Annotated in this window: 7 protein-coding genes; 2 read left to right on the plus strand and 5 right to left on the minus strand. The window is 69.2% G+C overall.

Annotation, left to right across the window (positions count from 1 at the left end; genetic code table 11):
* Positions 1–254 precede the first annotated feature (254 nt).
* Together GGD89_RS04655 and GGD89_RS04660 are read left to right on the plus strand one after the other, a co-directional pair.
* On the plus strand, positions 255–2240 hold the full coding sequence (locus GGD89_RS04655) for a methyl-accepting chemotaxis protein (RefSeq protein ID WP_184042949.1): 1986 nt from the start codon (positions 255–257) through the stop codon (positions 2238–2240).
* A gap of 891 nt (positions 2241–3131) precedes the next feature.
* Complete coding sequence (locus tag GGD89_RS04660) at positions 3132–5432, plus strand: HAMP domain-containing methyl-accepting chemotaxis protein (RefSeq protein WP_184042950.1); 2301 nt, start codon at positions 3132–3134, stop codon at positions 5430–5432.
* A gap of 89 nt (positions 5433–5521) precedes the next feature.
* On the opposite strand, the gene csb2 is transcribed toward GGD89_RS04660, so the two are convergent.
* The 5 genes from csb2 to GGD89_RS04685 form a co-directional block, all read right to left on the minus strand.
* A complete protein-coding gene (gene csb2 / locus GGD89_RS04665; RefSeq protein ID WP_184042951.1) occupies positions 5522–6394 on the minus strand; it encodes a type I-G CRISPR-associated protein Csb2 in 873 nt (290 codons plus the stop codon).
* 235 nt (positions 6395–6629) lie between these two features.
* Complete coding sequence (gene ngg, locus GGD89_RS04670) at positions 6630–8399, minus strand: N-acetylglutaminylglutamine synthetase (RefSeq protein WP_184042952.1); 1770 nt, start codon at positions 8397–8399, stop codon at positions 6630–6632.
* Positions 8400–8467: 68 nt separating this feature from the next.
* Positions 8468–10240, minus strand: a complete 1773-nt coding sequence (locus GGD89_RS04675; protein ID WP_184042953.1) for an N-acetylglutaminylglutamine amidotransferase — start codon at positions 10238–10240, stop codon at positions 8468–8470.
* A gap of 159 nt (positions 10241–10399) precedes the next feature.
* Positions 10400–11605 carry a PQQ-dependent sugar dehydrogenase gene (locus GGD89_RS04680; RefSeq protein WP_184042954.1) on the minus strand — a complete coding sequence of 402 codons (1206 nt, stop codon included), beginning with the start codon at positions 11603–11605 and terminating at the stop codon, positions 10400–10402.
* Positions 11606–11678: 73 nt separating this feature from the next.
* Complete coding sequence (locus tag GGD89_RS04685; protein ID WP_246422640.1) at positions 11679–12620, minus strand: glycosyltransferase family A protein; 942 nt, start codon at positions 12618–12620, stop codon at positions 11679–11681.
* Positions 12621–12742: the final 122 nt, after the last annotated feature.

Consider the following 12742-nt stretch of genomic DNA (forward strand, 5'->3'; position numbering starts at 1 on the left):
GGCATGATGAGAACTCTTCAATAAGCGCGCCTTGGCAGTTCTGCTGACGGAAACCGTCGCGTTTATAAGTGTTTCGCTGGGGAGACCTCAGGTTGCTTCTGCCCCTTGGCAGGATCAATTATTAGGGGTTTATTAACCTCTACAACACTCGGATCAGAGTATAACTTGGTAGGGCTGGAGTTGCGTTTCACGAGGTCACGGACGGAACGGTTCACTCCCCCCTTTATTCGGTCGCCTGAGGGAAGGTGCAGGTCATGGGGCTCAAGGACATCCGTATCAGCATCAAGATCTGGTTCCCGACCGTGGTCACGGCCTTGGGCCTCCTGGCCATTGTCGCGTTTTCGGTGACCGTCATTCGCAGCGAGATCATGCACGAGCGCGTCACCAGCGTGCGGTCCATCATCGACGCCGCCCGGTCGGAGATCGCCCTGTATCACCAGCAGGCGGAGTCCGGGCTCATCGACAAGGAAACGGCCCAGGACCGGGCCCGGGAGGCGGTGCGCGCCATGCGGTATGGCGCGGGTAACGAGTACATCTTCGTGATGGACTACTCCGGCCTGATGCAGGTGTTTGCCCCCCGGCAGGCGTGGGAGGGGACGGACAAGAGTGACCTGACCGATTCAGACGGCAAGCGCATCATCGAGGAGTTGATCGCCGCGGCCCGGAAGGGCGGCGGTCAGGTCGACTACCGGTTTCCCCGGCCGGGATCCGATCAGCCGGAACAGAAGGTCTCCTGGGCGGCGACCTTCGAACCCTGGGGCTGGGTGCTGGGCACGGGCGTTTATGTCAGTGACGTGAACGAGGCGACCTGGGTGCTGGCCGGACAGATGCTAGCCGTGGCCGCGCTGGTGCTGGCGCTCGCGGCCGTGGTGGCGGTGATGGTCCTGCACGGCATCACCCGGCCCATCGGGCGTCTGACCGGGAACATGATGGCGCTGTCCAGCGGTGATCTCTCCGTGAACATCGAGGGCCAGCATCGCGGCGACGAGATCGGGGCGATGGCCTCGGCGGTCGAGGTGTTCAAGGAGAACAGCCGCAAGATCGAGGCCATGCAGGCCGAGCAGGAAGCCGCCCACCGCCGCAACGCGCGGCGGGTCCAGACCGAGATGTTCGCGCTGACCAACGCGCTGGACGAGGAGGTGCGCAGCGCCATCGCCATCGTCCAGCAGCAGACCGAGGCCATGCACGACGCGGCCGTGGAGATGGCCTCGGCCGTCGACCACACCGAGAAGGGGGCCGGCGCGGCGTCGTCGGCATCCCAGGAGTCCTCCGCCAGCGTGGACGCCGTAGCGGCGGCGGCCGAGGAGATGGCCAGTTCCATCAGCGAGATCAGCCGCCAGGTGTCGGGGGCCTCGGACATCGCCCACCGGGCCGCGCGTCAGGCGGAAGGCACCAACGATCGCATCCAGGGCCTGGCGCAGGCGGCCGACAAGATCGGCGAGGTCGTCAACCTGATCAGCGACATCGCCAAGCAGACCAACCTGCTGGCGTTGAACGCAACGATCGAGGCGGCGCGCGCCGGCGAGGCCGGGAAGGGCTTCGCGGTGGTAGCCAACGAGGTCAAGACCCTGGCCACCCAGACGGCCAAGGCCACCGACGACATCGCCGAGCAGATCGGCGGCATGCAGGCGGCGACGCGGGAGGCGGTGGAGGCGATCCAGGGGATCGTGACGGTGATCGGCGAGATCAACGAGATCACGACCGGGGTGTCGGCGGCGGTGGAGGAACAGACGGCCGCCACCCGGGAGATCAGCCAGAACGCCCAGCAGGCGGCGCACAGCACCCAGGATGCGTCCGACAACATCGCGGCGGTGTCGGGCAGCGCCGAGACGACCGGCCGGCACGCGAGCGACGTGCGGCAGTCGGCGGAGGAGGTTCGGGAGCGGGTCCAGCACATGCAGGATGCCCTGGAGCGGATCATCCGCGCCGGCAGCGCCGAGGATCGCGAGGCCAACGCGCTGCGCACCCTGAATCTGGCGGTGACGGTGGACCTGGGCGACGGGCAGCAGCGCGCCTGCCTGCTGCAGGACGTGGCGGCCAGCGGCGTGGGCACCCTGGACCGCTCCCTGACCGCCGCGCGGGGCCAGACCTTCGGCATCGACATCCCGGGCATCGGGCACCTGTCCGGCGTGGTGGTGGCCCAGACCGAGGCGGCCACCCACATCCGCCTGGACATGAGCGAGGCCGAGGTGCGCGCGTTCACCGCGTTCGTCAGCAAGAGAAGCATCAGCAGCCGATAGCCGGCGGGCGAGACCGGCGTCGGGGGGACCGGCGGACGGGGGACCGGCGCGGCACCCCCACCCGCATCCGGAGTCCGTGGTGGCGTCGCGGTGACGAACCTCTGTCCGGCATGACTCGCGTCGCCCGGGGGGCCCGCGAGTCGGCCCCGGTCGCCAGCCTGATCCACCGTCGCGAACCGTCAGGCATCTTGTCGAACAGGACGCCAGATGGGTATGGTGGTCGACGGTTGAGGAGGACGGACGTTTTCGAATGTGTCGGGATATGAGAGGACCTGAGAAAAACTGCCGACAATACGAGCGATACATGCTTATATAAAACTCATGATTTTAATTCATGGCGCATGCTCACCTTGAGTATTTTACGCGTCTTTGTTTAAACTTGGTGCCCGCTTTCTAGTCCTGTACACTATGTTTTGTGGGTGGTAGCGTCACCGCGATATTTGTGTCGGTGATCATAAAGCGACTGGTTATGAATCCGCTCGATTTAGAGGCGTGGGTCCGTTCGGCGAAGAGCAAACCCTGGAGAAGCATGCCCTTCGCCACGGCCCGGTCCCGTGCCCTGGATCGCACCGCGCGCCTCCCCATGGTCCCCGCGCCGCGCGATCGGCGTGGCTTGGCGGGGAGCGTCCTCCCGGCCCATCCGGGGCGGACCCTATCCCCACCCCGGGCGTCTCTCCGGACCCGCTCCCGGCCCCCCGCGCCAGGACGCGCCGACCGCGTCGACATCCCGCCGGATGCCGGATGTATCGCCGCCGGGCTCATGGCCCGAACGGCCCCGGCCATGCGCGTCCGTCCCATCCTGAACGAGGCCGAGGCCCGTGCCGTCGCGCCGTCCCGGGCATGCGACGCGGGATCATCGCGGTCTCGTCCCCCCCAACAATGAGGCTCGATATGCTGAAGTCGATCCGCATCGGCAGCAAACTCTATGGAGGCTTCGGCATCGTGCTGGCGCTGCTGCTGATTCTTGGCGCCGTTGCCATTTTCTCGTTGTCCAACATCGGCTCCCTGTTCGCGGAGTACAGGAGGCTCGCCCAGTCCACCAATGAGGTCGGCAGCGTGCAGACCAACATGCTGCTGACCCGCATGGGGGTAAAGGACTTCATCATCCGGGGCGACGACAAGACCATCGACCAGGTGCGCGCGCAGGCCGTCGAGACCCAGGAGTCCATCACCTCCACCCTCGAGGTCATCGTCGACGAAGAACGCCGGGCCATGCTGGAGGGCATTCGCGTCGATCTGGTCAGCTACGTCTCGGGCTTCCGGCAGGTGGGTGACCTGGAGAAGGCCCGCGAGGCGGACGTGGCGAAGATGGACGAAAAAGGCCCGGCCATCGAACAGGCCCTGACCGACGTCATGCGCAGCGCCTACGACGACGGCGACGCCGAGGCCGCCTTTTTCGCCGGCCAGGCCATGCGGAGCCTGCTGCTGGCGCGTCTGTACGCCGCTCGCTTCCTGCAACGCCACGAGACGGCGGCCTATGATCGCGTCCGCCAGGAACTCAAGGACACCGACACCGGGCTCAAGGACCTGCTGGCCCGCCTGGAAAACCCGACCCGGCGGGCGCTGACGGAAGAGGCCAAGACCCTCGTGTCCGCCTATCAGGCCGCGTTCAACGCGGCGCACACCCGCACCTCCATGCGCAACAACGTGATCAAGACCAAGCTGAACGTGATCGGTCCGCGCGTCGCCGAGCAGATCGATGCCTTCAACGTCCACGTCAGGAGCCGTCAGAACGACCTGGGCGTGCAGGCCGAGGCCGGCGTCTCCATCAACACCACCGTCACCATCGCCCTCGCGCTGTTGGCCGTGCTGCTGGGGGCCGTCGCCGCCTGGCTGATCGCCTCCAGCATCGCCCGGCCCGTCAAGGCGATGACGGCGGCCATGGAACGGTTGGCCAACAATGACTTCACGGTCGAGATTCCGGCGAAGGACTATAAGGACGAGATCGGGGCGATGGCCTCGACGGTCGAGGTGTTCAAGGAGAACAGCCGCAAGATCGAGGCTATGCAGGCCGAGCAGGAGGCCGCCCACCGCCGCAACGCGCGTCGCGTGAAATCCGAGATGTTCGCGCTGACCAACGCGCTGGACGAGGAGGTGCGCAGCGCCATCGCCGTCGTCCAGCAGCAGTCGGACGTGATGCGCGACACCGCCGTGGAGATGGCCTCGGCCGTGGAGCACACCGAGAAGGGGGCCGGCGCGGCCTCGGCTGCCTCCCAGGAGTCCTCCGCCAGCGTGGACGCCGTGGCGGCGGCGGCCGAGGAGATGGCCAGTTCCATCGGCGAGATCAGCCGCCAGGTGTCGGGAGCGTCGGACATCGCCCACCGGGCCGCGCGTCAGGCGGAAGGCACCAACGATCGCATCCAGGGCCTGGCGCAGGCGGCCGACAAGATCGGCGAGGTTGTCAACCTGATCAGCGACATCGCCAAGCAGACCAATCTTCTGGCGCTCAATGCGACGATCGAGGCGGCGCGCGCCGGCGAGGCCGGCAAGGGCTTCGCGGTGGTGGCCAACGAGGTCAAGACCCTGGCCACCCAGACGGCCAAGGCCACCGACGACATCGCCGAGCAGATCGGCGGCATGCAGGCGGCGACACGGGACGCGGTGGAAGCGATCCAGAGCATCGTGACGGTGATCGGCGAGATCAACGAGATCACCACGGCCGTCTCGGCGGCGGTGGAGGAACAGACGGCGGCGACCGGGGAGATCAGCCAGAACGCCCAGCAGGCCGCACACAGCACCCAGGATGCATCCGACAACATCGCGGCGGTGTCGGGCAGCGCCGAGACGACGGGCCGGCACGCGAACGACGTGCGGCGGACGGCGGAAGAGGTCCGGGATCGGGTCCAGCACATGCAGGACGCCCTGGAGCAGATCATCCGCGCCGGCAGCGCCGAAGACCGCGAGGCCAACGCGCTCCAGACCCTGAACCTGGCGGTGACGGTGGACCTGGGCGACGGACAGACGCGGACCTGCCTGCTGCAGGACGTGGCGGCCAGCGGCGTGGGCACCCTGGACCGCTCCCTGACCACGGAGCGGGGCCAGAGCTTCGGCATCAACATTCCGGACGTGGGACGCCTGTCCGGCGTGGTGGTGGCCCAGACCGAGGCGGCCACCCACATCCGCCTGGACATGAGCGAGGCCGAGGCCCGTGCCTTCGGCGCCTTCATGAGCAAGCGAGGCGGTCACGCGTAGTCGACGGCACCGGGGGCGGGCACCGGCGCCCGCCCCCGCACCATGCCTACCCACGCCCGCCGAGGCCCGCCGGGCGCGGCCGGGATCGCTCACGGCACCGTATCGTTCCCGGGTCCGAACAAGCCCAGGCCGAAGTGACTGGCGAACCCGAGAACGAGAGGGCCGTCCTGTGTTTCCGGGAAGGTCAGGGTCAGGAAGCTTCCCTGGCTGTCGGGCTGGCGCTCGCTCCCCCGAGATCGAACCCGGTGAAAGTGGGTCGGGCGAAGGTCCTTGCCGCGCGTCAGGCGGAGCGTCGTCTCCGGCGTGACCTGGACCGCGTCGGCCACCTCGGGGCTCACCAGGCCGCGCCGTTTCAGCAGGCGGCGGACCTCGCCACCGTAGCGGTCGCGCTTCAAGTGGCCGGCGGCCAGGAACGGGGTCAGGCTGGTCCAGACACGGGACGAGCCGAACAACCGGCTGACCGACGCGAAGTCCACCGGCGCGCCGAAGCCGTCCAGGGCCAGAGACCATTCCTTGACGGCCCGGGCATGGGCCTCGGCATCCCCGGACGCCCGGTCCCTGGGGTTGAGCCACAGCTTGCGCAGGCCGGACAGCTTGGCCTGCCAGTCGGGGTGAAATCCGCCCGGCAGCCAGACCGTCACATGATCGATCCAGCCGTCGTTGTCGGCGTCCTCGGGCAGCCAGAAGGCGTGGCCATGCGACGGGTCCTCGCGCAAGGCGCCGTTGTCGCCCCCATGTCCGGAGATTTCGGGCGGCGCGCAGGGGATCTTGCGGCCCGTCCGCGGGTCCCGCGTCCAGCCGAAGGTACTCATGACGGCCACGCGCATCAGGTCGGCGATGCGGATGGTGTCCTCGACGCGCGGGCGCGGGCGGCCGGTCAGCACCCAGCGGGCCACGTCGGGCCGGTCGTCCGCGGCCGGGGCGCCACGCCGGCGGCGCCGCCGGGCGGTGGGCGCGCTCATACCAACGGTCCTTGAGACTGACCGTTGCAGTCCGTGGCCGGCCCGCCCCCAAAAGCGGTCCGAAGACTCGCGGCATACGGCATCCCAGTCTCCGACCAGACGCCGTCTCCACGAGTCAAGGCGGGTGTCCGCCCCGGCGCCAACGACGAAGAGTGTCGTCCGGTCCGCCACAACGCAACAGGCAAAATGGGGTTAAGCAACCGCCATGGGTCGGCGCGGTGCCCGAACCCGACGATCAGGACAGGGTGGCCAGGGGCACGTGGCGGGTGCGCGGGAACAGCAGGTCGATGAACCGTTCGGCCGTGGGTTGCGGTTCGTGGTTGGCCAGGCCCGGGCGCTCGTTGGCCTCGATGATCACATAGTCCGGCGCGAACGGCGACGGCACCATGAAGTCCAGCCCCACCACCGGGATCTCGATGGCCCGGGCGGCGGTGACGGCGGCGTCCACCAGCACCCGATGCAGCCGGTCGGTGACGTCGTGAATGGTGCCGCCGGTGTGCAGGTTGGCGGTCTTGCGCACCTGGACCTGATGGCCGGCCTCGGGCACCGAGTCGAGCGTCAGCCCGAGCAGCCCCAGACACCGTTCGGTTTCGCCGTCCAGGGGAATCCGGCTCTCCCCGCCGGTGGCGGCGGCGCGCCGGCGGCTCTGCGTCTCGATCAGGTCGCGCACCACCGACCGCCCGTCGCCGACAACGCCGGCCGGCCTGCGGATGGCGCCGGCCACCACCTTGTAGTCGATGACGATGATGCGCAGGTCCTGGCCCTCCACGAACTGCTCCAGCAGCACGGTGTCGGCCACCGTGCGCGCGTGATCGATGGCCGCCCGCACCGTCTCCAGGTCGCTCAAGTCCACGCTGATGCCCCGCCCCTGCTCGCCCCGGGCCGGTTTCACGACCACGCGACCGTGCTTGTCCAGGAAGGCGGCCACGGTGTCGTCGGAGTCCACCTCGACCTGATCGGGCACCGCCAGGTCGTGGGCGCGCAGCAGCCGCCGGGTGACGGCCTTGTCGTCGCAGCGGCTCATGGCGACGGCGCTGGTCAGCTCCGACAGGCTCTCGCGGCAGGTGACGGCCCGGCCGCCGAGGGACAACTGGAAGAACGCGGCGTCCTCGTCCAGCACGTCCACCGAGATGCCGCGCCGACGCGCCTCGTCCGTGATGATGCGGGCATAGGGGTTGAGCTTGGCCTCCGGCGCCGGGCCGATGAACAGCTTTTCGTTGATGCTGTTCTTGTTCTTCAGGCAGAACACCGGCACGCGCTCGAAGTTGAGTTTTTCGTAGAGGGCGATGGCCTGGGTGTTGTCGTGCATCACGGACAAATCCATGAATGTCCGGCCCTTGGCCAGGAAGTGCTCGGCCAGATGCCGGGACAGGGCCTCGCCCACGCCGGCCCGCGTGGTCTGGGGGTCCACCGCCAGCGCCCACAGGCTGGATCCATGGTCCGGATCGTTGAAGGCCCGCACGTGGTCCACGCCCATCACCACGCCGATGGGCGCGGCGGTGTCGGCGTCCTCGGCCACGAACCAGGTCAGGGTGCGGCTGTTGCGGTTCTCCTCCAGGAACCCGTCGGGCAGCGGCACCATGCCGCGCGCCCGATAGATGCGGTTGAGGGGCGCCAGATCCTCGGGCAGGCGCAGCTTGCGCACGAAAAAGCCCTGGGGGCGCCGCGCCGAGGTCCGGTAGCGGTCGAACCACAGGCGAAAGGTATGGGACGGATCCAGGAACAGGTCCTGGGGCGCCTGGGCCAGCACCACGTGCGGATCACGCAGGTAGAAGGCGATGTCGCGCCGTCCCGGCCTCTCCCGGCGCAGGATGTCGGCGATGGCGCGTCCACTGGAGAACGTCTGGGCGAACAGCAGCCGTCCCCAGCCGCAGTCCAGGATCACGTCCTGGCGCATGTCCTTGATCTCGGGCGATTGCGGCGCCGCGCCCCAGTTCTTGAGGGACGCCATGCGCAGGCGCTCGGCGCGGGGATCGTACTGCGGGGTCCTGGCATTGGTGGTCATGGCGCGTGATCCTTCGCGAACGGTTCACGAGAGCCATCCGGCCGCCGCGCGGGTGGCGGCGTCCGGACTCACAGTCCGTGGGTCTGCATCCACAGTTCCAGAAGCGCCACCTGCCAGAGCTTGGAGCCCCGCAGGGGGGTGATATGCCGGTCGGGCTCGGTCAGCAGGGTGTCGAGGGCGTCGGCCTGGAACAGGTCCCGCTCGCGCGCCGCCCGGCTGTGCAGGGCATCCCGCACGAAGTCCAGGTACGGCCCCTGGATGTACTTGAGCGCCGGCACCGGGAAGTACCCCTTCGGGCGATCGATCACCGCCGCCGGAATCACCCGGCGCGCGGCGGCCTTGAGCACCCCCTTGCCCTCGTCGCGCAGCTTGTGTTCGGCGGGAATGCGACCCGCCAGATCCACAAGCTCGTGATCCAGGAACGGGACACGCGCCTCCAGGCCCCAGGCCATGGTCATGTTGTCCACGCGCTTGACCGGGTCGTCCGCCAGCATGACGGTGGTGTCCAGGCGCAGGGCCTTGTCCACCGCCCGGTCGGCGCCGGGGCGGTCGAAGTGGGCCCGCACGAAGTCCAGGCTGTGGTCGCCATTCACGAAGCGCGGATGCACGACCCGGCTGAACTCCCGGTGATCGCGATCGAAGAACACCCGCGCGTAGTCGCCGACCGGATCGTTCGAGTCCACCAGCGGCGGATACCAGTGATAGCCACCGAAGACCTCGTCTGCGCCCTGTCCCGACTGCACGACGATGACGTGCTTCGAGACCTCCTTGGACAGCAGATAGAAGCCCACGTTGTCGTAGCTGACCATGGGCTCGTTCATGGCCCGGAAGGTCTCGGGCAGCGTGTCCAGCAAACGCTCCGACGGCACGAAAATGCGGTGGTGATCGGTGCCGTAGTGCTCGGCGACGATGTCCGAGTACTGGAACTCGTCACCGCTTTCGCCGCCCGCGGCCTCGAACCCGACGGAGAACGTCTTCAGGCCGGTCTGCCCTTCCTCGGCCAGCAAGCCGGTGATCAGGCTGGAGTCCAGGCCGCCGGACAGCAGCACGCCCACCGGCACGTCGGCCACCAGGCGGCGGCGCACCGCCGTCCGCAGGGACTCCAGGACCAGATCCTGCCAGTCCTCGAAGGAGCGCCTGAGGTCGTCGCCGGCCGGCTGCACGGCCATCGTCCAGTAGGTCATGTCCTTGCGGGTGCCGTCGGGCTCGATCACCGCCACCGTGGCCGGCGGCAGCTTGCGCACGCCCTTGAGGATGGTATGCGGCGGCGGCACCACGGCATGGAAGGTCAGGTAGTGGTGCAGGGCCACCGGATCGATGGCCGTATCCACGTCGCCGGCCGCCAGCAGCGCCGGCAGCGACGAGGCGAAGCGCAGCCGCCCCGGCCCCTCGGCCAGATACAGCGGCTTGATGCCCAGCCGATCGCGCGCCAGCACCACCCGGCCGCTGTCGCGTTCCCAAAGGCAGAACGCGAACATGCCCTGGAAGCGGCGCACGCAGTCGCGCCCCCAGGCGTGATACGCCTTGAGGATCACCTCGGTGTCGCCGTGGGAAAAGAACGTGTAGCCCTTGGCGATCAGGTCGTCGCGAAGCTGGGGATAGTTGTAGATGCAGCCGTTGAAGACGATGGCCAACCCAAGCGCCGGGTCGACCATGGGCTGCTGCGCGTGGTCCGACAGGTCGATGACCTTCAGCCGGCGATGGCCGAGGGCGATGCGCCCCTGCGCGAAGACGCCGCCGCCGTCGGGTCCGCGCGGCACCATGACCTCGGCCATGGCCTGCACCGCCCCGACGTCCGCCGCTCCACCGTCCAGTCGAAACTCGCCGCACACCCCACACATGATCCGTCGCGTCTCCCGTGTCCTACTTTTCAATGCATATGCGCAATGAAACGACCGGAAGACGTGGACGCCGGCCCCTCACGCACCGCAACAGGGGCCAAGAGTGACCATTTCGTGGGCGGATGTCCACCCCGTGCTGTCTGGTGCCCAAAAATTGGCTTATTTCAACCCGGGCGCTTCCGGAACCAGCCGCGCCAGCATGCCCTCGGACTCGTCGGTCAGCAGGTAGAGCGCGCCGTCCGGCCCCACCTCCAGGGCACGGAGTCGCCCCAGGTCGCCCTCCAGAAAGCGCTCCTCGGTCACCACCCGGTCACCGTCCATCTCCAGGCGGGCGATCAGGCGCGCCTTGAGGGCGCCCACGAACAGGTCGCCCCGCCAGTTGGGGAACAGGTCGCCGTCGTAGATCGCCAGCCCGGACGGAGCGATGGACGGCACCCAGGTCCAGACGGGCGGGGTCATGCCGGGCTTCTCGCGTCCCTCGCCGATGGGAAGGCCGCTGTAGGCGCGCCCGTGGGTGACCACCGGCCAGCCGTAGTTGACGCCGGCGCGGGCCAGATTGACCTCGTCGCCGCCGCGCGGGCCGTGCTCATGGAACCACACGGCGCCGGTGTCGGGATGCACGTCCATGCCCTGGCCGTTGCGCGTGCCCAGCGCATAGATCTCCGGCCGCACGCCGGCCCGGCCGACAAAGGGATTGTCGTCGGGGATGGCGCCGTCCGGATGCAGGCGCAGCAGCTTCCCCGCCAGATCCATGGGATCCTGGGCGCGGTCGCCGTCCCCCCGCTCGCCGGTGGTGATGTACAGCATGCCGTCACCGCCGAACGCCAGCCGCGCGCCGAAATGGCGTCCGCCACGCCCGGTGGGCAGCGCGTCGACGATCACCTCGACATCGCGCAAGGTATGGCCCGCCCGGTCGAACACCGCGCGCACCACCCGCGTGTGCGCGCGCCCGCCACCGTCGGGATGGGAGAGGGAGAGGTAGATCCAGCCGGTCCGGTCGACGTCTGGATGGACCAGCACGTCCAGCAGGCCACCCTGGCCCGAGGCCCAGACGGCCGGCACGCCGTCGATGGGGCGCGGATCCAGACGACCGTCGGCCCACAGCCGCAGGCGACCGTCACGCTCGGTGATCAGCGCCGCGCCATCCGGCAGGAAGGTCAGCGCCCAGGGGTAGGACAGCGCCCGAGTCAGCACCTCCACCCGGACGGCATGGCCGTCCACAACCGCTCGCGGCGCCGCCGTCGCCGTGGTCCCGTGGGTCCCCAGCGACACCGCCACGACCAGGGCCAGCACCGCGCGCCACGCGCGCCCCAGTCCCGGTCCCGTCCTCGGGAGCCCGGCCAGCCGTTCGCATTTGGTGGACATCGTTACTCTCCTCCCGCGTCACCACCCGAGCGATCGTTGCTCGATCGGCATGTGGGACAGCGGAAGACCCGGCTCAAGGCGTCGCCGCACAGGCGGCCCGGCGGGCCGGCACGCCGCCGATGATCTGACCCAGCCGCCAGGACAGCACGGCCGTCGTCAGCGCGCCGGCGGCGGTGCGCAGGGTCGCCAGGGGATCGCGCAGGGCCAGGGTGGCGTCGATCACCAGCGCCTGCGCCAGCACCGACAGCGGCCGCAGCCGGTCACCCTCGCCCGCCGCCAGCAGCGCGCGCGCGAACCCCCGGCGCCGCCAGGCCCGAGACCGCCGGCAGGCGGACCGCACGGCGCTCCCGCCCGCTCCGTTCCGATCGTCGGTCCGGCACAGGCGGTCGACGGCCCGCACGCCCGCCAGGTCGCTCGCGACCGACAGCACCTGGTCGGCCTGGCCGGCGATCCGCCCCCAGCCCAGGGTGGCCACGGTGATGGCGCGGACGACGCCGCCCTCGGCGAGGATCCGCAGCAGCCAGGCGCGATCCGAGCACGGCTCCAGCGCGGGGTCGAACCCGCCCAGGGCGTCCCAATCGATGCGGCGCACCGCCAGCACATCGCCGTCGTCGTCGGCGTGCAGGTCGGCGATCACCTCGGCCGCGCGCAGGTCGTGGTCGGGGATCACGATCCCCTCGACACGACCCCGCACCACCGTGACCGCGGGGTGGGCGCGCAGGCAGGTGACCATGCGGGCCAGCGCCGTCGGCTCCAGGAAGGCGCCGGCATCCAGGAACACCAGCACGTCCCCCAGGGCGGACTCCGCGCCCTTGTTGCGCACCACCGCCCGGTCGCCGAACGGCGCGCGAACGGGGCGCACGCGCGGGTCGACGCGGGCCAGGCCACGGACATGCGCCCGGACACCGGTGTCCAGGTCGGGGACCATGACAATCAGTTCCAGCGCATCAAGGCTGCTGGACAGCACGGACAAGAGCGTCGGTTGGACCGTGTCGACACCCTGCGGCACGGTCATGATCACGGATACGACAGGATCCCGAGAGACCATTGAGGGAACCTTAGACATGGCGGAACTCCTTGGCGCGAGACCGAAGACATGCACCCTTAAGCGCATGCGCCATGCCAGGACGCTCCGCC

The sequence above is a fragment of the Roseospira visakhapatnamensis genome (genome assembly GCF_014197915.1).
Classification (GTDB): Bacteria; Pseudomonadota; Alphaproteobacteria; order Rhodospirillales; family Rhodospirillaceae; genus Rhodospira; species Rhodospira visakhapatnamensis.

Coding starts and splice junctions, on each gene's coding strand:
- GGD89_RS04655 (WP_184042949.1), top strand. CDS start 255: ATGGGGCTCAAGGACATCCGTATCAGCATCAAGATCTGGTTCCCGACC.
- csb2 (WP_184042951.1), bottom strand. CDS start 6,394: ATGAGCGCGCCCACCGCCCGGCGGCGCCGCCGGCGTGGCGCCCCGGCC.
- GGD89_RS04685 (WP_246422640.1), bottom strand. CDS start 12,620: ATGACCGTGCCGCAGGGTGTCGACACGGTCCAACCGACGCTCTTGTCC.
- ngg (WP_184042952.1), bottom strand. CDS start 8,399: ATGACCACCAATGCCAGGACCCCGCAGTACGATCCCCGCGCCGAGCGC.
- GGD89_RS04675 (WP_184042953.1), bottom strand. CDS start 10,240: ATGTGTGGGGTGTGCGGCGAGTTTCGACTGGACGGTGGAGCGGCGGAC.
- GGD89_RS04660 (WP_184042950.1), top strand. CDS start 3,132: ATGCTGAAGTCGATCCGCATCGGCAGCAAACTCTATGGAGGCTTCGGC.
- GGD89_RS04680 (WP_184042954.1), bottom strand. CDS start 11,605: ATGTCCACCAAATGCGAACGGCTGGCCGGGCTCCCGAGGACGGGACCG.